The sequence below is a fragment of the Hydrogenimonas sp. genome, from assembly GCF_029932565.1.
Taxonomy (GTDB): domain Bacteria; phylum Campylobacterota; class Campylobacteria; order Campylobacterales; family Hydrogenimonadaceae; genus Hydrogenimonas.
On record NZ_JAOZPV010000023.1, the window covers coordinates 1 to 22,615 of the forward strand.

The following is a 22,615-nucleotide window of genomic DNA, read 5'->3' on the forward strand; positions in this document are numbered from 1 at the left end:
TCGCCTTGTCATCGCACCTTTTGGGTGCCATTTCCGCCCATGGGGATTTTTGAGACGGGTTCTTAGTTACACTATTTTATCATATTGGAAACGGCACACGACATTTTTGACCCTTTGCATTAACGAGAAAAGCCTTTTTGCCGATATTTTCACTATTCATAGAGTATATTTTTCGTTGATTTCAAAGGAATCGTATGCCTCGTAGAATTCTTTGGCTCTTCTGCATCGCCATAATATTGTCGGGCCATGCATATGCGCAAGAGAGTTCAACGCCTGCCTCATTGGATAGCGATCTTCTCGATGTTCTCCAGGAAGCGAGCTCGATCGCCACGAAACAGCGGCTCAATATCGACGAACGGCCGACATTCACGAACGTTTTGCGAAGCAGTGAACTGCAGGCGGCCGGAGTCAAAGATCTGTTCGATGCGCTGGCACTTGTTCCGGGCATTCAGACATCCGTCATGCAGAACGGCATCAAAAAAGTGGTGATGCGCGGATATGACAATCCCAACAGTTTCGTTTTCGACAAATTCAAACTGATCATCGACAACCACCAGATCAATACGGTCGATTTTCAAAACACCTCCTACTACCTCAACCTTCCCATCGAACTGATTGACAGAATCGAGGTCGTACTGGGGCCGGCGGCGGCACTGGAAACATCCGGAGCGTTGACCGGCATCATCAAAGTCAAAACGAAAATTTCCACAGGAAAGAGCGGAGGTGCTCTCTTTTTTCGCGGCGGAAGCTACGACGAAGTAATGGGTGGTGTGCGGGAAAGCTACAGCGTGGGAGAGCAGGCGACTCTGGGTCTCGACGGCTACTACCGGAAGCACAGTCGCATGCTCGATGCGGACGAATACGAACACGGCAACACCCTCACACGTGATCCGGAGTCGAGTGAATGGCTGAAAGATATGTCGCTGGGAGCGGCTCTTCAATATGGCAATTTCAGATTTTCGGGTCGGATCAAACGCGATCACCACGGCAACTATTTCGGCTGGGAAGAGTACCTCGAAGCCACGACCGATCCCGGTATGACAGGACGCCACATCTATCTGCAGGGCCTTTACGAAACGAGCCTGAACGCGATGGAATCGCTCAGAATACAGCTCGATTACAGCCATTTCAAATATGATGCAGATGCCCAGAATTGGGTCCGGGTCGCACCCGGTCTCTATCTTCCCTACACGATGGAGATGGTTCAGAGTGAAGCGGGCTGGCAACTCGATGCATCCATCGCGACGCAACGGATCGAAAACCACGCGATCGTTTATGGCTGGCACGGAACGGCATCACGCCAATACAGCAATACTCTGGACGTTTCGCTTCCGGATGGCTCCGCCATCGATACCACTCTGACGAAAAAAGGACTCAAGCGCTATCTCTCCTCGTTCTACATCACGGACAATGTCTCCTGGGGAGAACGGCTCGATGGACATTTTGCGCTTCGCTACGACTATCTGAGCGATCTTCACAAAGGCTATTTCAGTCTCGATGCCACACTGCTCTACCGACTCTTCGACAACCTGAAGGTCAAGCTTGGATATGGTCATGCCTACCGTGCTCCCTCGTGGGTGGAACTCTACACCATCCACCTGGAAGGACTCCGGACAGGCAACCCGGACCTAAAGGCCGAAGAGGCCGATACGATCGAAGGATCGTTTATCTACACACCCTCGATGCAACATCTCGTCAAATTGAATCTCTACTATACCAACGTGGATAATCTGATCGACAACAGAGAGATTCCCTCGACACCCGCCATCGACGAACCCGAATACGAAAACTACAAAAACCGCGACAGCAAAGGATTCGAGCTCAGCTACCGTTTCAGACCCTCTCCCCTCCATTCCCTCACAATGGCATGTGCCTACAACGATACGGAATATACGACGGAAGACGGATATCACCAGCCGATGCCGGGGGTGGCACATTGGAACGGTTATCTGGTCTATCTTTTCAATGTCGACGCTTCGACGATACTATCGACCCGTATCCAGTATATGGGGCCGCGCAAAGCCTATCTCGATTATGGCAAAGAGGATGTCGACGCGTACACCACCGTCGACGGGACGGCCAGCTACGCGTCGACGGAAGGTTGGAAGTTTTTTGCCACGGTCAAAAATCTTTTCGACGAAGATGTACGCGACAGCAGCTATTATGACCGGCACGACGGAATCGTCAGACCCGGCAGAACCTTTTTCGTTACGATCGAGTATCCCCTATGATCTATCGGGTATTTGTCTGGACAACACTCCTGTTGGCAATCCAGACACACGCCTATATCTATAACGATTCACTTCTTCTGATCTATGCCAAAATCGTGCCGAAAGTGATGGTCCTCGATCATACGACACACCAAAACGGCCAGAATCCGAAACGGCTATGCATTCTGTATGAGAAAGGGGACAGGCGTGTCGCGAAACAGTTGGCGAATATGATCGAAAAAAACATGGCTGCCGACAGAAAAAACCGTATTCGCATCGAGATTCTCCGATATGAACGAACCAGTCTATGCAAGCGGGACGTCTCCGCGTTTCTTCTGCTTAAAACCGATCTCAAAAGGCTCAGACGGGCCATCGACTACGCAATAAAAAACCACCTTCTTACGTTCGCCTACGACCGTACAATGCTGCGATACGGGGCTGCCATTTCGATCTATCCGGGCAAGAAGGTCTATCCGGTTATCAATATCGAAGCGGTCAAGAAGGGCAAACTGCAACTCGATCCGTTTCTTCTGCAGATTGCAAAGCTCTATGACGAGGATGCGTCATGACCCGTTACATGTCGATCAGCACCCGCATCATTACTGTCGTGACGCTCGTTTTCGTTCTGCTGCTGGGGATTGTCAACTACTCCCACTATATGTCGGTCCGACAATTCACGAAAAAGAGTGAAATCCAAAAAAGCAGACTGACTCTCGATTCCATCGCCCCAATCGTCTCGATCAACCTCTATCTCGACATGATCGATCCGATGCACGATTATCTGATGAAAATCGTCCAGCAAAATCCGATGATTCTCAAACTCGAAGTGCACGATATGGCCGGGAAAAAATATTTCGGTTACACATCACCCCGAATCCATGCCAGAAAACTGGAACCGCTGTTCCAGAGTACAATATTGCACGACAAAATGAGCGGCAACGCGATTGGCCGTATCGATATGCTTTACTCCAACGAAAAGTATGAAGAGCTTCTGGATTACTATGGACGCTTTACCATTTTTCTGATGGCCATCGCCATGATACTTCTGGCCCTGCTTCTTTTCTGGCTACGATCCTATCTTTCACCACTCAAACGACTCGTCGACGAATTGAAAGCATACGATCCGAAAAAACAGAATTTTCCGAAAGAGAAAGTCGAAAACAGGGATGAAATCGCTGTCATTCAAAATGCCATGGTCGATATGTTCGAAAAGATCGAAAACTATACGACCAAACTTTTCGAACTCAATCTGAAACTCGAAACAAAGGTCAAGGAGCGGACCGAAACACTCGAACAGACCAACCGGCTCCTCCGTCAGGAAATTATCGAAAGAACCCGTACCGAAGAGGCGCTCAAATATGCCAACAAGATGCTCGAAAAACTTTCGACCAAAGATGCACTGACCGATCTCTACAATCGACGTATGTTCGAACAGACGCTTAAAAACTACTGGAAGATGTCCCGTCGCGAGGGAATGCCGATATCTCTGCTCATTTGTGACATCGACTATTTCAAGCGGATCAACGACACCTACGGCCACCAGGCCGGAGACAGATGCCTGAAAGAGCTGGCAGATATTCTAACCGGCTGTATCAAACGACCGATGGATATGGTTGCACGTTACGGAGGAGAAGAGTTTATCTACATTCTTCCGGACACACCCCTCGAAGGTGCGTTGAAGATCGCACACGAAATTCAGGAAACGCTGGAAAAACGAAACAGCAACCCCGATACGGAGATCACATTTACATTGAGTATCGGCGTGGCGTGTATGATTCCGGATGAAGATGAAAAAAGGATGGACCTGCTCAGAGCGGCCGATCTGGCTCTTTACGAAGCGAAAAAGAAGGGGCGCAACCGGATCGAGGTACACCCCTTATAGAAACTATTCGCGGGATGTATGGATTTCGATCGTCTCGATCGTATCGTTCTGATCGATGCTGTCGAGCACAAGCATACTGTCCGCATCATTCTCTTCGATCCCGCCGAAAACCGTATGCACACCATCGAGATGCGGACATGGTGCAAAACAGATGAAAAACTGACTGCCGCCCGTATCTTTGCCGGCGTGTGCCATCGAAATCGTTCCTTTGACATGCCGATGGGTATTCTTTTCGGTTTCACAGGCGATCGCCCAGTCAGGTCCTCCCGTTCCGACACGTGACGGATTGCCGCCGGGACCACTGTGGGGGCAGCCGCCCTGTGCCATGAAGCCTTTGATGACACGGTGGAATTTCAGATTGTCGTAAAAGCCATCTTTCGCCAGTGTTGCGAAATTGGCAACGGTATTGGGTACCTCATCGACATATAGTTTCAGCCATATATCGCCTTTGTTCGTCTTGATTTTTGCATACTGAAACTGGTTCAGTGTCGCATCGTCATACTCGTACGTCTTCAATTTTTTGCCGAACATAATAGTCTCTCCTGGTTGTTTTCGTTGGCGGATTATACCACGCTATTCAATGAGACAAATGGGTTTTCACCAAAAGAAGCAGATGGTTCAGTCTGAGCAACAGACGTTTGTAGAGAGGGAGATTGGCCAGTTTCATCTGGCAGAAGAGTTCATTGAGACCTTCACGTTCACTTTGCGTCAGATTGCTCATCCAAAGCCTTTATCTTTTTTACTACACGCACAATTTCGTCATCGTCCAGTTCACCCAGCATATGCATCAGCGCCCGTGCCGCTATCGGCTGCGCTTTGCCCGTACGCCAATCCTGGTATGTCCGCATCGAAACACCCAGCTCTTCGGCCATCGCTTTCTGCGATATTTTCCGGCCGTTGTTCTTGGCCTCCAGGGCGTTGTGGACAATGTTGAAAATGTCACTAACTTTCATCCAAAAATTATACTTGCGAAAGCTGTATTGCACATTAAACTTCGTTAATTTTTAATATTTATTCCTTTTTTAATCATTTTTATCACTATAATATAAATGTTTATTCTCTTTTTTTACATAATTTACCTATTTATATACATTTTTCTGTGTATTATTTAAAAACAGCTCTATTTTTCATCGATCTGATATAATTTTTCATCGACAGATCAATACAAGGAATACGGATGCATAAAATTGTCGTCATCGGTGGCGGGTACGGTGGTCTTCGGGCCATTGAAAAACTTGTCCCTATTCCGAATGTGGAGATCACTCTGATCGATCGGAACGCATTTCACTATATGCAGACCGAAGTATATGGATTCATTGCGGGTACGAAAGATATTGACGAACTTGCAATCGATCTGGAAAGCTGGTGTGAAGGGTTTTCAACACCGGTGCGCTTTATCTCCCAGAAAGTCACACGTATCGATCCCGAAAATTCACTTGTCGATACCGGGGAAACATCCATCCCTTTCGACACCCTGATCATCGCCACGGGTGCCAGAACCAACTTTCCCGATTCCATAGAGGGGCTTCGGGAACATAGTTATGGTGTCAAACAATTGAAACGTGCTTTCAATTTCCACCATCGGTTTCAACGACTGATCGAACAGAAACTCGAAGGTGATGACGACGTGATCAATATTATCGTGGCGGGAGCCGGTCTTTCGGGCGTTGAAGTGGCGGCCGAAATGGCTTACATGCTTCAGCGATACAAAAAGATGATCGGCAGGCGAATCGAGAAGATCGCAATCACCCTGATCGATGCCTGTGAAACGATTCTGCCCGGTCTTCACCCCTTTCTGATCGCCAGCGCTGAAAAAAGACTCGAAAATCTCGATGTCACACTCAAAACATCCGCTTTCATCGATCGGGTGGATGCATCCTTTCTCCATTTGAAAGGAGGAGAGAAATTGCCCTATACGTTTATCGTGTTCACGGGAGGCATCAGAGGTGTCAGCGAATTTACCCCAGAGAATTTTGGAAAAAACAGTATCGGCCAGCTCAATGTAACCCCTTTTCTCACGATCGAAGGATATGATCACATTTTCGCCATCGGTGATGTGGCCAACATTATCGACACGTACGGCAAACCTCTTCCTCCGACTGCGCAGATTGCGGAAAAAAGTGCAGAATATGTCGCAAAAACCATCGATTCCCGGCTTCGTGGAAAGAAGATATCACCCTTCTCTGCCAAAATAGATGGCCTTTTCATTGCATTGGGTGGCCGATACGGTATCGCCGAACTGTTTGGTCTCCGCTTCAAAGGCATGGGAGTCTACTATCTTAAACGCATCATTACACTGATCTACTACCTTGGCATCCGTCTGAGGGTAAACGCCGGTTATAAAATCAGACGATAAAACGAGTACGCTGTGGGAGGGCAAAGAAATTTTTAGGCATTACTTTATATAATCAACTAATTGTCATCTATACGCTAGTGTATGATCAAAAAAAGGCACAATTACTGAAATTTGATGGAGGAGAAGAGCGAATGAGTCATACCGGTAATGAGATATATTATCCCAAAAGAGAGTTCGCCAAACAGGCACGCATCAAGAACATGTGCGAATATAACGAGCTGATGGATTGGGCGAAAGAGGACTATGAAGGGTACTGGGACCACTGGGCCAAAGAGAAGATCGACTGGTTCGAACCCTACCACACTATTCTCGATGAGAGCAAGGCACCTTTCTACAAATGGTTCATCGGCGGAAAACTGAACGTCTGTTATCAGTGTGTCGACCGTCATATCGACGTACGCAAAAACAAAGCTGCCATCATCTTCGAAGGAGACCGCGGCGACAAACAGATCATCACCTACCTGGAGCTCTACAAAAACGTCAATCGCTTCGCCAATCTGCTCAGAAACCGATTCGGCGTACAAAAAGGGGACCGTGTCGTTCTCTACATGCCGATGATTCCCGAGGCAGCTTACGCGATGTTGGCGTGTGCGCGCATCGGCGCCATCCACTCGGTCGTTTTCGGCGGTTTCAGCGCCGAGGCGCTCCGCGACCGTATCATCGATGCCGAAGCGAAAGTGGTGATCACCGCCGACGGCGCGTTCCGGAAAGACAAACCCTATATGCTCAAGCCTGTCGTCGATACGGCACTCGAAGAGGGATGTGACTGTGTCGAAAAGGTTCTGGTCGTTCAGCGAAACCACGAGGATGTCGTCTGGATCGAAGGGCGCGACTACAGCTACAACGAACTCGTCAATCTCGAAAGCGACCGCTGCGAACCGGAAGTGATGGAGAGCGAAGACCCTCTTTTCCTCCTCTACACATCCGGATCGACCGGCAAACCGAAAGGTGTACAGCATGCTCAGGCCGGTTACATTCTCTGGGCACAGATGACGATGGAATGGGTGTTCGATGTCAAAGAGAACGATACCTACTGGTGTACGGCCGACATCGGCTGGATCACCGGACACACCTATATCGTCTATGGTCCCCTGGCGATGGGTGCGACGACCGTGATGTTCGAGGGGGTACCGACTTATCCGGATGCGGGACGCGCATGGAAGATGGTCGAAGAGTACAAGATCAATCAGTTCTATACCGCACCGACAGCGATTCGGGTGTTGCACAAACTCGGCGAACACGAACCGGAAAAGTACAACCTGAGCTCACTCAAAGTTCTCGGAACCGTCGGCGAGCCCATCGATCCGCCGGCATGGAAGTGGTACTACGAAAAGATCGGCGGCGGTCGCTGCGCCATTGTCGACACATGGTGGCAGACGGAAACCGGCGGTCACATGATCAGCCCACTTCCCGGTGCAACACCGATCAAACCGGCCTGTGCGACATTTCCGCTTCCCGGTATCATGGCCGAAGTGATCGAGCGTGACGGCACACCGGTCGAACCGGACGAACAGGGACTTCTTTGCATTACCAGACCGTGGCCGAGTATGATACGTACGATCTGGGGCGATCCGGAACGTTTTGAAAAATCCTACTTCGGTGATGCCAAAAAAGATGGCAAACCGGTCTATTTCTCCGGAGACGGCGCGACAATCGACGAAGAGGGATACATCACGATTACGGGCCGAGTGGACGATGTCATCAATGTATCGGGCCATCGCATGGGAACGGCAGAGATCGAAGCGGCCATCAAGAAACATCCCCATGTCGCAGAAGTCGCCGTGGTCGGCAAACCAGACGAGATCAAAGGGGAAAGCATTTTCGCCTACATCGTGCTCAAAGATGTCGAGGACACCTTCGGTGAGGGGGCGGAGCTGGCCAAAGAGATCAATCAGGTCATTGCCAAAGAGATCGGCAACATCGCCAAGGCCGATACGATCAAAGTCGTCCCGGGTCTGCCCAAAACGCGATCGGGCAAGGTGATGCGCCGCATTCTCCGTGCCATCGCCAAAGGCGAAGAGATCAAGCAGGATATCTCGACACTCGAAGACCCGAGTATCGTGGCGAAAATTCAAACCTGTGTTATAGGATAGAGAATGAGATTCTGGCTACTTCTCTTTGCAGTCACACTTTTCATGACCAGTTGCTCGCAAGAGAAGCAGCCCCAAGAAAAGATCTACTTTTCCGTTCTCGTCCCCAAACCGGAAAGAGGACAATCGACACAGTATGTGCAGGGCATCCAGGTCTTTACGTCAAAAGCCCCACGATCCGTTGTATCAGCCATGGTCGTCAACAATCCGATCCGTGCGGAGAGAGAGGCTCTGATCGCACTCGCCATAGAGAACCGGACCGACCACACGATGCCATTGAAGTGGGAGGAGATATCCTTTTTTCATCCAAAAAACATCATCAAACTGCTTCCGATCGATGAGATATGCGACTATTTCCAGCAGCCGGGGCACAGCAAACCGATACTCGGATCCAAAGTTTTCAAAGAGGACCTTCTGAAATATGGCGTCGTCAGCGATGAAACCGGCACCAAGAAGCTGTTGCCGACGGAACAATCCCTCGACAGTGTCTACACCGGCATACAGAAGGATCTCTGTTACGTCAAACTGCCCCATAACACGACACTTCCACCCAAAAGTACGACCGTCGGATTTCTCGTTATTCTTCTGCCGAAAGAGAATTTCACCCAGCAGACGAACTTCATGCTCACGATACCCATTGGTGAGGATGCGCATAAACTCCGGTACACGCTGCAGCCTATCGATTGATACAGAATCTAGTGTATAATTTTCAAAAAAAGGATACATCGATGCAATTGTGTGTGGCGCTCGATCTGCCGACAAAAGAGGAGAATCTCGCGCTTGCCAAACAACTGAAGCGGTTCGATATCTGGCTGAAGGTCGGATTCAGATCATTCATACGCGATGGACGGACTTTTTTGGAAGATCTCAAAGCGATCAATCCTTCTTTCAAGCTGTTTCTCGACCTCAAACTTTACGATATTCCCAATACGATGGCGGATGCGGCCGAAGAGATCGCAAATCTCGATGTCGAGATGTTCAACATTCACGCCAGTGCCGGTAAAAAAGCGATGCAGACCGTTATGCAGCGTCTGGAAAGCATGAAAAAGAGACCACTCGTTCTGAGTGTGACGGCACTGACCTCGTTCGACTACCACAGTTTCAAAGAGATTTACGGTGCCGACATCGAAGAGAAAGCGAAACAGTTCGCCCTTCAGAGTTATCAGGCGGGACTCGACGGGGTGGTCTGCAGTGTGTATGAGAGCCGTATGATCAAACATGAAACCGATCAATCGTTTTTGACTCTGACACCGGGTATCCGTCCCTTCGGAGAAGCGAGCGACGATCAGAAGCGTGTCGCGGACATCGAGATGGCGAAACGGGAACAGGTCGACATCATCGTCGTTGGCCGACCTGTCTACAAAGCTGACGAACCGGCGCAGATCGTCGAAAAAATCATACGATCACTCTGATACGAACCTTTACCAGTTCCCCTCCGGAACTGCGGTCTCCATTCCCCAGATCATCCAGCCTACGAAGAGTGCGAAGAGAATGACGAAAACAAGCGGAGCATATTTCTGAAACATAGTACCTTCCTGAATAACTGATGTTACGCAGTATACACCATTATCCGTCAAACGAGAACGCATACGGTACGAGGAGAAAAGGTTCGGGCGTAGCCACAGCTACGTTCGGTTCTTTTCAACAACGTCAACGTGTGCGTTATCGTTTGACCCCGAATGGGCGGCACCATCACCGCACGATTGCCGTGTTGCGACGGCATCGGCGTAGCTTCGGCTACGCCTCACCATTGCGCCTTGCATTCGCACGACGCTGATGCCGCGGATAATGGTGTATACTGCGTAACGTCAGTTAATAAATAGATTCGCCATTGTATCCAAACTCGTTGAAGAGCCTGAAACGTTGTAATGGAACAGTCGTTGCTTAAAGTTTGTCACAGAATATCTTCCCAAGAAGGAGCCCTTATGAAAATTCTGGACAAAGTCGAACTGATCGTCAAACTCAAAGAGCGGATTGAAGAGGCGAAAAAAGAGAACACCGCAATAGCCGATACCCTGCAGAGACTTCTCGACAACATTCTCGCATCCAAAAGCTACAAAGCTATATAATTAAAATTTAAGGATTATATTAAGAATCAGCCGCTATAATTGCATCCACTTCTTCAAGGACAGGTGGGTGAGCTGGCTGAAACCACACCCCTGCTAAGGGTGCGTACCTTTGCGGGTACCGAGGGTTCGAATCCCTCCCTGTCCGCCACAATGACCTCGATTTTTCACTCTCCTTATTCGTTAACCATTATGAAAGAATATTTTAAATAGACTATTATAATTTCGATACAACAGGATCAAATATAGCGTGCAGATGATTGTCAAAGAGACCGCATGCAAAGAGTGTGGTGTTATTGTAAACATTCCAAAAAAGATCAATTTTTCACAATACCGCTGTCCACGCTGTAATGCACTTTTGTATCGGAGAGGGCAGCCGTTTTCCTATATTATCACAATGGCTGTCACCGCCCTTCTCCTTTTCGTCCCCCTCACGTTTCTGCCGATTCTGGACCTCGATATCATGGGACTGCAGAGCAGTTCGACACTCTTTGAAGCGCTCTGGATGGTCTACAAAGACGGCTTCTATTTCATCGCTTTCGTCGCGATGATGACGGGGCTCTTGATACCGGTCATCATGCTGATCCTGCTGCTGTTCATTCTGGTACCGCTCAAACATGGCTACCGTCCGGAAAAGGTGTCGCTCTACTACCGTCTATACGAAAAGATGAGCGACTGGGGGATGGCGGAAGTGTACCTCATCTCCATCATCGTTTCGATGGTCAAACTCCATGGCATGGGAACACTGCACATCGGCCTCGGGTTTTATATGTTTATCTTCTTTTTCATTACTTTCTACATTACCACTGTCTGGTTCAATCCGGACGACATATGGCTGGACGATGCAGTGGATAACTGATATCGAGGCCGGGAAACAGCTCTGCCTCCACTGCCGCAAGCTCCATCCGCTGAGCGTGCATCGCTGCGACCGGTGCGGCTCGGAAGTGCATCAGCGCATTCCCCACTCCATCGCCATCACATGGAGCCTGGCCATCGCCGCCATCATTTTTCTCATTCCAGCCAACCTTCTGCCGATGATGGTCGTCAAATCGATCGCGGGAGAGGATGCCGGCACCATCATGGACGGGGTCATCTATTTTCTCGAACACGGAGAGGCGGGCATCGGTATCGTCATATTCGCGGCCAGTATCTTCGTACCGTTTTTCAAACTGACAGTCCTGCTGTACCTGCTTCTCAACATCCATCTCAATCGATCCCATCGGGCCAAATTCGGGCTGAAACTCTATCGGATCATCCACTTCATCGGAAAGTGGTCGATGCTCGACATCTTCGTCGTGGCACTGATGGTGGGGCTGGTACAGTTCAAAAACCTCGCGACGATCGTGACGGGGCCGGCGGCCATCGCCTTCATGCTGGCCGTGGTCATGACGATGTTCGCCACGGAACATTTCGACCCGAGGCTTCTTTTCGATACCGAACTCAAAAAACGCAAACACAAAAACGAATCCAACGAAGGAAACACCCATGTCTGACACAACCACCGAACAGCATGCCGTCGAAAAGGGGCGAGGCACCCTTTGGCTGGTCTGGATCATTCCGCTCGTCGCCCTGTTGATGGCCGGCTGGCTCATCTACAAGCATTACGCGGAAAAGGGGACCGATATCGTCGTCGTATTCGACAGCGGGAAGGGGCTGGAAGTCGACAAAACCCCACTGATTTACCAGGGAATCAAAATCGGCACCGTCACGGACATATCCATGGACCCCAAAGATCTTTACAAGGTACGTGCCACGATAACCGTAGACCCGCGTGCCGCTCCCTACGTCACCCGTGAGGGCACCAAATTCATCAAGGTCGAGCCGAAAATTTCCATCACCGAAGTGAGCGGGCTCGATACGATACTCAGCGGCGTCTACATCGACCTCTACCCGGCCGGACGGTCGAAGAAGGAGATTATCGCAAAACCGTTGAAGCGTGAATTCACCGGCCTGGACCACTATCCGCCCAAACGGTATGAAAAGGGGCTTTACCTGACACTCGAATCGACCAAAGCCTCCGTCAGTCTGGGCGCCCCGGTACTCTACAAAAGTTTCATCGTGGGCAAAGTGATCGACAAACATCTCGAAAACAAAACGATCCTCTACTCCATATTAATCGACAAAGAGTACGAGAATCTCATCAACGGCGGTACGAAATTCTGGAAAGTCAGCGGTGTAGAAATACAGGCCAATCTGGCGGGAGTCAAAGTGAAAATGGACTCGCTGGCAACGCTGCTGGCCGGTGGTATCGCTTTTCAGACGCCGGAAGGGAATGTTACAGAAAAACCGAAAGAGCGTTACACACTTTACGACTCCGAACTCGACACCCATCTGGAAGATGACATCATCACCATCGTCGCCGACAACGCCTACAATGTCGATCCCAACTTCTCCGGGGTCATGTACAAAGGGTTCAAAGTCGGTAAAATCGTCAGCCTCCGTTACGATACGGAGAAATCCCAGACGATTTTCAAAGTCAAACTCTCCAAGAAATTCACCCATCTCGCCAATGAAAAATCGTGGTTCTGGATTGTCCGTCCGATACTGAACATCCGCGAGGTCAAAGGGCTCGACTCGATCCTCAGCGGTCCCTACATCGCGTTCGACACCCTCGACATGGATGCACCCCGAAAAAACAACTTCGAACTTCATGAAAATCCGATACCGCTGAAAGGCAAAAAGATACACCTGGCCGCCATCCACGCCGAATCTCTCAAGAGCGGGACGGCGATCTTTTTCAAAGATATTCCCATCGGCCAGATCACGAAGGTCAATCTCGTCCCCCGGAAAAAAACCCTCGATATCGAAGCGACGATTTTCGAAAAATATGTCAACTTCCTGAACGACTCCTCGATGTTCTATGTCAAAAGCGGTGTCGAAGTGGAGATCTCCCTGAAAGAGGTGCATATAAAGAGCGGCTCACTCGAAACGCTGGTCGTTGGTGGTGTCGCCATGGTGACGCTCGACAAAAAAGCTCCCCGGACCAAAAACAGTTTTTTCATATACAAAGATTACAAGACCTACAAAGAGGCCCGATACCTCAAATCGGGCGGTGCCGAGTACCATGTGGAGATGTGCGAACTCGGATCCCTTTCGAAAGGCTCGCCCGTACTCTACAAGAAATTGAAGGCGGGTGAAGTTGTCTCCTACAAATATATTCCCGAACGCGATACGATTGATGTACTCATCTTCATTCAGAGAGAGTTCAAAGAGCGCATCAATGCGTCGACACGGTTCAAAAATATCAGCGGAATAGAGTTTGAAATGAACTTCCCCGATATGAAGGTGAAAATGGAGACCATCGAAACGATTATCGCCGGCGGCCTTCTCTTCGAAACACCCGATGCCAAAGCGGCAAACGTGCAGCATGGCCACCGTTTCAGACTGTACGACGAAATACGGGAAAGAGACGATACCTATGCCTCATTCGAATTGTGGATGAGAGAAACCCATGGTGTCAAAAAAGGAACCCGGCTCCTCTACAAAGAGTTCCCGGTTGGCAAAGTGGCAGAGATGAAGCTCATGAACAACATGATCAAGGCGACCGTACTGATCGAAAAACCTTACGCCCACCTGCTGCACAGCGACTCGAAACTGTGGCTCAAGGAGTTCAAAGCGAACCTCGACGGTATCAAAAATGTCGGCAACGCGATTACCGGTCCGGCCATCGTCATAACCCCGGGTCTGGCGAACGACCGTACCGCTTCCTTTATGCTCGATGAAACACCCCCGCCGCCGACCTATGGCAAAACCGGACTGCGTGTCGTACTCGAAGCCGACCGCCGCAGCAGTCTCGATGTCGGATCACCCGTCTACTATCGCCAGGTACCGATCGGTCAGGTGGAGTCGTGGGTACTCAGTGACGATGCCACACGTGTACGCATCACTGTCTTCATCGAGCCCCGCTATGCCCATCTGGTACGCGAACGTGCCAAATTCTATATGGCGGGAGCCTTCGGTATGGATGTGAGCCTCATGGGTGTCAAAGTCCGTACCGAGACACTCAAAACAATGATCTCGGGAGGCATCGGCATGGCGGTGCCGGAAGAGCCGGGACCGGTCGTGGAAAACGGCCATACATTCCCGCTCTTCAACAAACCGGAGGAGGCCTGGATTGGCTGGAGACCCAAACTATGATGGAACACAAAATCGAAGAAGAAGAGATCAGAAAGATCGTCCACAACATTGCGGAAGATTTCCGTTACAGCGGCGAGTACGAAAAGTACGCCCAGCTCTTTTACGCCATCGACGCCACGGCAACCATCAACGACAAAGCCTACGCGGATATGATGGAGTATCTGACGAGCTCCCTAAAAGAACTTCGCAAGGACCTGGCGTGGCGGAAGGAGTTTCTGGGTGAAAATCCCCAGATAGAGGAGAAACAGCTGACGGAGACGATGCAAACGATCGAACGGGAGTATCTGACACTCATCGACTATCTTGAAAACATCGGCAGTTGAACCGCTGCTGTTTCATTTCGGAAACAGATATTTTCGAAGCTGCAGGGGGTACAGGGGACGGTCGCTCCCTGCCATTGAGCGGGCTTTGCCCGTTCAATCTGTCATCTAGAATACGATCTTTCCCTCTTCCTGAAGACGGCGGATGATACTTTGTGCCTTCTCGTGGCCTGCATGGGCCGCCTTCCGGCACCACTCCAGCGCCTTTTCACTGTCGCGCTCCACGCCCCACCCTTTGTCGTAAAGCATCCCGAGATTGTACATGGCCCGTGGGTGTCCCTGCTCTGCCGCTTTTTCGTACCATTCTCTGGCTTTTTCGTAGTTTTGCTCGACGCCCTGCCCCTCCTGGTATATTGCACCGAGACAGTTCTGCGCTTCGACATGGCCATACTGTGCCGCCGTTTCGTACCAGTTGGCCGCACGTTCCGGACTCTTCGGCGTACCGGCACCGGCTTCCATCATCTGTGCCACTTCGAACATCGCATGCACATTGCCGGCACGCGCCGCTTTCATAAATGCACCGAACGCCGCCGCCTCGTTTTGTGGACACCCTTTCCCGGTTTTGTACATCTGCCCGAGATTGAAGAGTGCCACATGCTGTCCCTGATCGGCCGCTTTTTGATACCAGCCGAAGGCTTCCTCGATATTCTGCTCGCACCCTTCGCCGTTTTCCAGCATGAACCCCACCATCGCCTGGGCATCGGCATCTCCGTCGATAGCCAGCTCCAAAAAGGCGTTGAATGCCGAAATCTTGTCACCCTTTTGGTACAGGTCCGCCGCCATGTCGAAATATCTGCTCACAATACCACCCCCAGAAATATCAATCCGACGATTATACGATAAATTCCGAATGAAATGAATGTATGTTTTTTGATGAAGGAGAGAAACCATTTGATAATGGCCAGTGCCACGACAAAAGCGGTTACAAAGCCCACACCCAGCGCCTGGGCATCGGAAAAGTCGAACTCGTTGTGATGTTTCAGAATGTCGTAGGCTGTCGCGGCCAGCATCGTCGGAACCGCCAGCAGAAAACTGAATTCCGCGGCAGCTTTCCGTTTGAGACCGATCAGCAGCCCTCCGATGATCGTCGCGCCCGACCGGGATGTTCCCGGAACCATCGCCAGAGACTGAAAAAGACCGATGGCGAACGCCTGTTTGTAACTGACCTCCTCCACATGGGAGATGTGATGCTCCTTCTCCCTGTAGATCAGCTCGACGAGAATAAAAACAATGCCTCCGAACACCAGCATATACGCCACCGTTTCGGGTGCGAAGAGCGATTTGATGATCTTGTATAGCGTAAACCCGAGTACCGCCGTGGGGATAAATCCCACGATCAGCCGTTTCCAGAGTTCGACACTGTGAAAAATCTTCTCCTTGAAGGCGAAAATGACCGCCAGAATGGAACCCAGCTGGATGACCACTTCGAACGTCTTATGCACCTCGGTCTGCTCGATTCCCATCAGCTTCGAAGCGAGGATCAGGTGACCGGTGGAGGATACGGGCAGAAATTCGGTCACCCCTTCGACGACACCCAGAATCAACGCATCATACCAGACCATGGCAATCTCCCGACTGTTTGATATAGCCCATATAGACTCCCTCTTTTTCCAAAAGTTCTTCGTGTGTCCCCTCTTCGACGATGTGCCCGTTCTCCAGCACGTAGATGTAGTCGGCTTTGCGTATCGTGCTGAGCCGGTGGGCGATCATGATCGTCGTACGGCTCTCGAAAAAGGGTTCGAGCGCATCGTAGAGGTGCGCTTCGGTATGAACATCCAGTGCCGACGTCGATTCATCGAGAATGGCGATTTTCGGATCGGCGACAATCATCCGTGCAATGGCAATACGCTGGCGCTGTCCGCCGGAGAGTTTGATTCCCTCACGGCCAACGATGGTATCGAGCCCTTTGTCGAAACTCTCTATGACCGCCCGCATCTGTGCCATTTCGAGCGCCCGCCAGATCTCCTCTTCGGAGACGTTGCCTCCGAGCGTAATGTTGAAACGGACCGTATCGTGAAACAGTTTGGGGCTCTGGAGTACCAGGTTGACATGTTTGCGCACGACATCCAGTCCGATCTCCCGCACATCGACACCGTTAAATGCGACAACACCACTGTCGGGCGGATAGAACCCGACAATCAGCTGCGCCAGTGTCGTCTTTCCCGATCCGCTCGCCCCGACCAATGCCACACGCCGACCCGGTCTGGCCTCGAAATGGATATCGTAGAGTACCTGTGTATCGGCGGAATAGCTGAAATTGACCCCTTTGAGCGCCACACCGACCCGCTCTTCCCCAAAAGGATTCCGGCGATGCATATAATCGGGTTCGGTCGGCATCGAGAAAATCTCGCGAATACGGCCGATTGCGGCCCGTGCATTGTGCAGTGCATACTGAATGCCCAGGATATCCTGTACCGGAGTCACCATGTACCACAGATAGCCGAACACGGCCAGCATCATACCGATGGAGAGATCGCTGAAAGCGACGGCAAGGATACTCGCGGCACGGAATATTTCGTAGCCGGCCAGAAAGGTCAGATAGGAGATCCGGCTGGCGGCATCGCTTTTCCATCCGAAAGCGATGCTCCGCTCACGCACATCCCCCGCCTTCTCTTCCAGTTCGCCGAAAAACCGTCTCTCCTGGTTGGCGGCACGGATCTGACCGAAAAGATCGAGCGTCTCCGTAAGGGCCGACTGGAACACCTCGATGGCACGGTTCTCCTCTTTTTTGAGCTTCGACACCCTGCGTGCCAGTTTCGTCGTAAACGTGATGACCAGCGGATTGAGAACGATGATGAAAAGCGCCAGCCCCCAGTGGATCCAGAGCAGCACGCCTGCAATACCCAGAAGCGAGAGAACCGATATGATGAGCCGGCTCACCGTCGAGGCGATAAAGGTGTCGATCGTCTCCACATCGGTGACAAGTTTCGCGGCGACGGAACCGGAGCGGGAGGTTTCATACGCCTTCATCGAGATACGCTCAAGATGTTCCAGCGCATCGACACGGATTTTATAGGTGACATCTTTGGAAATCTGCATAAAAATTTTGGTCTGCAGAATACTCAATCCCGTATAGGCGAAACGCAGAAGTACCGTCACCAGCAGAATCGTAATCACGTAACCCAGCGTCTGCATCGGCATGATATGGGTATCGATCCAGTGGGTGAGTGTGCCCGATTTGTGGAGCAGCACCTCGTCGACCAGTACCGGAATCAGCAACGGTGTCGGTACACTGACCAGCGTTGCGAGAATGGCAACGGCATTGCCGGCGAGCAGCGCTCTTTTATAGCTTTTGACACTGTCAAAGATGGTGGCGAGTGAAAGTTCTTGTCGACCCAAAATCTACCTTTTAAAATGGCGCGAAGGTGCGATCGTCGCTACACGGCTGATGAAAAGGTTGGGAATGGCTCTTCCCCACACGCCTTCCAACCCTCTTGTCATCCTACCCGATATGCGCCAGTACCTGCGTCAGATCTTTGGTTTCGATAACGACATTGGCCTCTTTTTTCAAAATCTCTTTGGCACAGAAGGCGATACGTTTCTCCGCATGCGCGAACATACTGCGGTCGTTGGCACCGTCTCCGACTACGACGGTATCCTCGATACCGCAACCGAGCAAACATTGAAGACGCTGCAGCATATCGCCTTTGGAAAAGTCGAACATCATATCACCGCCGACCAGTCCCGTCAAACGTCCGTCACGCGCATGAAGAATATTCGAGAAATCGGCATCGAAACCGAGTATTTCGCGTGCATGACTCGTCGCGTTACGGAAGCCGCCGCTGAAGACCACCACTTTGTGGCCATTCTCTTTGAGTTTTTTTATCGTCTCTTCCGCTCCAGGCATGAAGGGAAGATTGTGGCAGATGGCATCGACCTTTTCGACTTCGAGACCCTCGAGCAGCTGTACGCGTGTCGTAAGACTTTCGAAAAAATCGAGTTCCCCCCGCATTGCCCGTTCCGTGATAACAGCCACTTTCTCCATGAGTCCAAGCGGTTCGGCCAGAAAATCGATGGTCTCCCCGTCCATCAGGGTCGAATCGAAATCGAAGACTATCAGTTTCACATGGGCTCCTTCGTCGCTGTAATTGGTCATTTATCACTGGTCATTGGGAATTTTCAATGGCTAATGACCAGTGACCAGTGACCAATGACCTTACCGAAGGTGTTATAATACACTAACCAAAATAACAGACAGATAACGGAATACAATGTTTGAACAACTGATAAAAAAACTTCATGATCCCAAACAAAGCTATATCACGCTCGAGACGACACCGAAACATGATGCGCGCTTCACACCCGTGATCGAAACGATCGAAAAGCTGGGTATAGCCGACAAGGTGGATGGCTTCAGTACCACCGACAATCCGCTGGCGAAACTGAAATTCAACAGTATCATCGCGGCGCACCAACTGCAGCAACATTTCAACAAGCCGGTCCTTGCGACGATGACGATGCGCGACCGCAACAAGATCGCCCTGCAGTCGGACCTGCTGGGCGCCAACGGCATCGACGTGCGTGCCATTCTGGCACTGACCGGCGATCCCGCAAAAATCAGCGACCAGCCGGCTGCCAAAGGGGTGTTCGAGAGCGACAGTACGATGTTGCTCGATATTATCAAGTGTTTCAATGCCGGTATCGATTACGCAGGTCGGGAATTCGGCATCAAGCCGGATCCCATCTATCCGTTCGCCGTCAGTAACGCCTTTGCAAAAAATCCGAAAACATTGCTCAGGAAATTTGTCAAAAAACTCGATCACGGCGCGATCGGCATCATCACCCAGCCGGTCTTCGACAGAGAAAACGCACTGATGCTGCTCGAGCTTTTCGAAGAGGCGAAAGAGGCCAACAACAGATCGAAAGAGAGTACGCTGATTCTGGGACTCTTTCCCGTGACACGTCTGAAAACGGCACAGTTTCTCTCATCGCACGTTCCGGGTATCCATGTGCCGAAAAAATGGGTCAATGCCCTCTACGAAGCACATAAAAAAGGGGAGAAAGAGGAGGAGAAGGTCGGACTCGCCCTCAGCCAGGAACTCTACGAATCGATCATGGAGATCCACCCGAAAATCCACATCATGACCGCCAACCGCTTCAGCCTCGCCAAGAAGCTTCTCGCAAACTAGAACCCCTCTCAAAAAGCCCGTACCAGAGTACGGGCTTCCCAATAACCAATAACTAATGACCAATGACCGCGCTAACGGCGCGCTTAAAAATCTCTCTTCAACAGCGCTTCCACATTCAGAATCGAAACGAGTTTATCCTCCTGTTTGCCGACTCCGTAGATCATATTCTGTTCGTCGTGAATCGTTTCGGGTGCCGGGTCGATGGCACTCTCTTTGATGCGCATCGCCTGCGTCAGCCGATCGATAACGAATCCGGCTATTTCGTCATTGTGTTTGATAACCATATAACGGGTATCTTCATTCTCTTTGGAGCGGGAGAGACCGAACTTCATCCGCAGATCGATAAGCGGCAGAACGCTTCCGCGAAGGTTGAATACACCCAGAACATACGAAGGTGTTTTGGGCACGCGGGTATATTCGATCGGTTTGATGATCTCCTGAATGCCAAGAATCGGAACGGCAAACTCCTCGTCACCGACCATGAACCCGACCAGTTGCACGACATTTTCGATTTCGCTTTCGGCCGGTGCCTTCTGCTGTTGCTGCTGCTTTTTCAAAACCTGTTCGAGTTGTGTGCTCATGCTCTATGCTCCGCATCTAAATTGATATTTCTGGCGACGACGTTCATCAGATACTCCGGTGTGTACGGCTTGGTGATATATTCCGTCATCCCGACTTCGACTCCTCGGAGCCTGTCGCTGCGGCTCGTACGGCTTGTAACCGCAATCAGCGGTACGTGCTTGAATTTATTGAACTTTCGGATCTCGCTCGCCAGCGTGTACCCGTCCATGCGCGGCATCTCGATATCGACGAGCGCCGCGTCGAAGGAGCGGCTGCCCTCTTTCATGATGTTGAGCGCTTCGATACCGTTCGTCGCTTCCGTGATCGAAATGCCAAGCGGTTCGAGCGCTTTGCGCATGATGGTACGGTCGGTTTTGCTGTCGTCGACAATCAGAATATTGTAATCCTCCGGCGAACTCTTCTCCTTCGTCACATCCTGGCTTTCGAGATTCTGCATGCTGCTTTTGACACTTTTCGCCATATCCATCAGTGCCCCGACATCGACAATCAGCGTGACGCGGCCGTCACCGCGAATCGTCGCACCGGCGATTCCTTCGATCCCCTTGAGATATTCGCCCAGCGACTTGATGACGATCTCCTCCTGCCCGACAAGCGAATCGACGATGAGGCCCAGTTTGGACTCGGCGAGGCCGATGATGACGACATAGGCGTGCTCGCCCATACTGAAGACTCTTTCGACATCGAAAATATCGGCAAGATGAACGAGCGGAAGCACTTCGTCACGCAGCCGCAGAACGCTTCGCCCTTCGACACTCTGAATCTCGTCGGGTGTGATGCGTACGGTTTCCAGAACCGACGCCAGCGGAACCGCATAATACTCTTCCTGTACGCTGACCAGAAGCGATTGGATGATGGCGAGCGTCAACGGTATCTTGAGTTTGAGTATCGTCCCTTTCCCGGACTCGGAATCGATTTCGATAATGCCGTTGAGCTTTTCGATATTGGATTTGACGACATCCATACCGACACCCCGACCCGATACATTGGTCACTTTCGCCGCCGTCGAGAAGCCCGGTTTGAAAATAAGCATAAAGGCCTCTTTCTCGCTCATCTGATCGGCCTCCTTCTCGCTGATGAGACCTTTTTCCATCGCCTTCATCTTCAGCATATCGGGATCGAGCCCCTTGCCGTCGTCGACGATTTCGATGATGATATGGTTCCCTTCGTTGTAGGCTTTGAGCTGTACCGTACCTTTGGCCGGCTTCCCTTTGGCAACACGCTCTTCCGGTGATTCGATACCGTGGTCGCAGGAGTTGCGGATGATGTGAACCAGCGGATCGCCGATCTCCTCGACAATCGACTTGTCCAGCTCGGTCTCCTCCCCGCTGATGACCAGCTCGATCTCCTTGTGAAGTTCGCGGGAGAGATCGCGCACCATGCGCGGAAATTTGTTGAAGACTTTGCCGATCGGAAGCATCCGCGTCTTCATAACGGCGATCTGCAGATCGGTCGTTACGAGCGAAACGGAGGAGACGACCTGATTCAACTCTTCAAGGAACTGCTCGCCTTCGTAACGTTCCTCGACATCGTCGTAGATCTTGAGCAGACGGTTTTTCCCGAGAACGAGTTCGCCGATCAGGTTCATCAGATCGTCCAATCGCTTGACATCGACGCGAATCGTCTGTTCCATCGTCGCCTTGCGCTCTTTGGCCGGAGCCGGTTTCGCTTCCGGTTTCTGTTTCGGTGCCGCAGCCGGTTTCGAAACGCTCTCCTCTTTCGGAGCCGCTTCGTCTTTCTGTTGCGCCTTTTTCTTCGCTTCCCGTCTCTTTCTATCCTCTTCCTGGCGCTCTTTGAGAAGGCGTTCGATCTCCGCTTCCACCTCCTCTTCACTCATTTCGGAAAC

General features: G+C 51.0%; 22 protein-coding genes and 1 tRNA gene. 14 read left to right on the forward strand and 9 right to left on the reverse strand.

Annotation, left to right across the window (positions count from 1 at the left end; translation table 11 throughout):
- Window positions 1-194 precede the first annotated feature (194 nt).
- The 3 genes from Q1K24_RS04415 to Q1K24_RS04425 are packed head-to-tail and all read left to right on the forward strand — an operon-like array spanning window position 195 to window position 4,092.
- Window positions 195-2,231: a TonB-dependent receptor gene (locus Q1K24_RS04415; RefSeq protein WP_300366556.1), complete on the forward strand. Its 2,037-nt coding sequence runs from the start codon at window positions 195-197 to the stop codon at window positions 2,229-2,231.
- Entirely contained in the window at window positions 2,228-2,779 is a 552-nt protein-coding gene (locus Q1K24_RS04420; RefSeq protein WP_300366559.1) for a YfiR family protein, read from the forward strand. The genes Q1K24_RS04415 and Q1K24_RS04420 overlap by 4 nt, the downstream gene beginning before the upstream one ends.
- Window positions 2,776-4,092 carry a sensor domain-containing diguanylate cyclase gene (locus tag Q1K24_RS04425; RefSeq protein WP_300366562.1) on the forward strand — a complete coding sequence of 439 codons (1,317 nt, stop codon included), beginning with the start codon at window positions 2,776-2,778 and terminating at the stop codon, window positions 4,090-4,092. Before Q1K24_RS04420 ends, Q1K24_RS04425 begins: the two co-directional genes overlap by 4 nt.
- 3 nt (window positions 4,093-4,095) lie before the next feature.
- Here the strand turns inward: Q1K24_RS04425 and Q1K24_RS04430 are convergent, their stop codons facing one another.
- The 3 genes from Q1K24_RS04430 to Q1K24_RS04440 are packed head-to-tail and all read right to left on the reverse strand — an operon-like array spanning window position 4,096 to window position 5,045.
- Window positions 4,096-4,623, reverse strand: coding sequence for a peptidylprolyl isomerase (locus Q1K24_RS04430; RefSeq protein WP_300366565.1), 528 nt, complete (start codon window positions 4,621-4,623; stop codon window positions 4,096-4,098).
- A gap of 46 nt (window positions 4,624-4,669) precedes the next feature.
- Window positions 4,670-4,813, reverse strand: coding sequence for a hypothetical protein (locus Q1K24_RS04435; RefSeq protein ID WP_300366568.1), 144 nt, complete (start codon window positions 4,811-4,813; stop codon window positions 4,670-4,672).
- Complete coding sequence (locus Q1K24_RS04440; protein ID WP_300366570.1) at window positions 4,791-5,045, reverse strand: helix-turn-helix transcriptional regulator; 255 nt, start codon at window positions 5,043-5,045, stop codon at window positions 4,791-4,793. The genes Q1K24_RS04435 and Q1K24_RS04440 overlap by 23 nt, the downstream gene beginning before the upstream one ends.
- Window positions 5,046-5,269: 224 nt before the next feature.
- On the opposite strand from Q1K24_RS04440, the gene Q1K24_RS04445 reads away from it, so the two are divergent.
- The 10 genes from Q1K24_RS04445 (at window position 5,270) to Q1K24_RS04490 (ending at window position 15,064) form a co-directional block, all read left to right on the forward strand.
- Window positions 5,270-6,448, forward strand: coding sequence for an NAD(P)/FAD-dependent oxidoreductase (locus Q1K24_RS04445; protein ID WP_300366573.1), 1,179 nt, complete (start codon window positions 5,270-5,272; stop codon window positions 6,446-6,448).
- A gap of 131 nt (window positions 6,449-6,579) precedes the next feature.
- The gene (acs, locus tag Q1K24_RS04450; protein WP_300366576.1) at window positions 6,580-8,541 is read left to right on the forward strand and encodes an acetate--CoA ligase; all 1,962 of its coding nucleotides are present in this window, start codon (window positions 6,580-6,582) and stop codon (window positions 8,539-8,541) included.
- 3 nt (window positions 8,542-8,544) lie between these two features.
- Window positions 8,545-9,225 carry a hypothetical protein gene (locus Q1K24_RS04455; RefSeq protein WP_300366579.1) on the forward strand — a complete coding sequence of 227 codons (681 nt, stop codon included), beginning with the start codon at window positions 8,545-8,547 and terminating at the stop codon, window positions 9,223-9,225.
- A gap of 41 nt (window positions 9,226-9,266) precedes the next feature.
- The gene (gene pyrF / locus Q1K24_RS04460; RefSeq protein ID WP_300366582.1) at window positions 9,267-9,950 is read left to right on the forward strand and encodes an orotidine-5'-phosphate decarboxylase; all 684 of its coding nucleotides are present in this window, start codon (window positions 9,267-9,269) and stop codon (window positions 9,948-9,950) included.
- A 513-nt stretch (window positions 9,951-10,463) separates the two neighbouring features.
- Window positions 10,464-10,607: a hypothetical protein gene (locus Q1K24_RS04465; RefSeq protein ID WP_300366585.1), complete on the forward strand. Its 144-nt coding sequence runs from the start codon at window positions 10,464-10,466 to the stop codon at window positions 10,605-10,607.
- 57 nt (window positions 10,608-10,664) lie between these two features.
- Window positions 10,665-10,755, forward strand: a tRNA-Ser gene (locus Q1K24_RS04470).
- A 105-nt stretch (window positions 10,756-10,860) separates the two neighbouring features.
- Window positions 10,861-11,463: a paraquat-inducible protein A gene (locus Q1K24_RS04475; RefSeq protein ID WP_300366636.1), complete on the forward strand. Its 603-nt coding sequence runs from the start codon at window positions 10,861-10,863 to the stop codon at window positions 11,461-11,463.
- Window positions 11,447-12,097, forward strand: coding sequence for a paraquat-inducible protein A (locus Q1K24_RS04480; RefSeq protein WP_300366587.1), 651 nt, complete (start codon window positions 11,447-11,449; stop codon window positions 12,095-12,097). The genes Q1K24_RS04475 and Q1K24_RS04480 overlap by 17 nt, the downstream gene beginning before the upstream one ends.
- Window positions 12,090-14,741 carry an MlaD family protein gene (locus Q1K24_RS04485; protein WP_300366590.1) on the forward strand — a complete coding sequence of 884 codons (2,652 nt, stop codon included), beginning with the start codon at window positions 12,090-12,092 and terminating at the stop codon, window positions 14,739-14,741. The genes Q1K24_RS04480 and Q1K24_RS04485 overlap by 8 nt, the downstream gene beginning before the upstream one ends.
- On the forward strand, window positions 14,738-15,064 hold the full coding sequence (locus tag Q1K24_RS04490; protein WP_300366593.1) for a hypothetical protein: 327 nt from the start codon (window positions 14,738-14,740) through the stop codon (window positions 15,062-15,064). The genes Q1K24_RS04485 and Q1K24_RS04490 overlap by 4 nt, the downstream gene beginning before the upstream one ends.
- A gap of 105 nt (window positions 15,065-15,169) precedes the next feature.
- Here the strand turns inward: Q1K24_RS04490 and Q1K24_RS04495 are convergent, their stop codons facing one another.
- The 4 genes from Q1K24_RS04495 to serB form a co-directional block, all read right to left on the reverse strand.
- Window positions 15,170-15,862, reverse strand: coding sequence for a tetratricopeptide repeat protein (locus tag Q1K24_RS04495; protein ID WP_300366596.1), 693 nt, complete (start codon window positions 15,860-15,862; stop codon window positions 15,170-15,172).
- A complete protein-coding gene (locus Q1K24_RS04500) occupies window positions 15,859-16,623 on the reverse strand; it encodes an undecaprenyl-diphosphate phosphatase (RefSeq protein WP_300366599.1) in 765 nt (254 codons plus the stop codon). Before Q1K24_RS04500 ends, Q1K24_RS04495 begins: the two co-directional genes overlap by 4 nt.
- On the reverse strand, window positions 16,610-18,400 hold the full coding sequence (locus Q1K24_RS04505) for an ABC transporter ATP-binding protein (protein WP_300366602.1): 1,791 nt from the start codon (window positions 18,398-18,400) through the stop codon (window positions 16,610-16,612). The genes Q1K24_RS04500 and Q1K24_RS04505 overlap by 14 nt, the downstream gene beginning before the upstream one ends.
- 103 nt (window positions 18,401-18,503) lie before the next feature.
- Window positions 18,504-19,127 (reverse strand): phosphoserine phosphatase SerB, encoded by a 624-nt coding sequence (gene serB / locus Q1K24_RS04510; RefSeq protein ID WP_300366604.1) that lies wholly within the window; start codon window positions 19,125-19,127, stop codon window positions 18,504-18,506.
- Between the two features lie 145 nt (window positions 19,128-19,272).
- Between serB and Q1K24_RS04515 the strand changes: the two genes are divergently transcribed.
- Entirely contained in the window at window positions 19,273-20,190 is a 918-nt protein-coding gene (locus Q1K24_RS04515; protein ID WP_300366607.1) for a methylenetetrahydrofolate reductase, read from the forward strand.
- Between the two features lie 83 nt (window positions 20,191-20,273).
- Here Q1K24_RS04515 and Q1K24_RS04520 read toward each other — a convergent pair whose 3' ends face one another.
- Together Q1K24_RS04520 and Q1K24_RS04525 are read right to left on the reverse strand one after the other, a co-directional pair.
- Window positions 20,274-20,771, reverse strand: coding sequence for a chemotaxis protein CheW (locus tag Q1K24_RS04520; protein ID WP_300366610.1), 498 nt, complete (start codon window positions 20,769-20,771; stop codon window positions 20,274-20,276).
- Window positions 20,768-22,615, reverse strand: a 1,848-nt coding sequence (locus Q1K24_RS04525) for a chemotaxis protein CheW (protein WP_300366613.1), incomplete at its 5' end; no start/stop codon positions are given. The genes Q1K24_RS04525 and Q1K24_RS04520, both read right to left, overlap by 4 nt.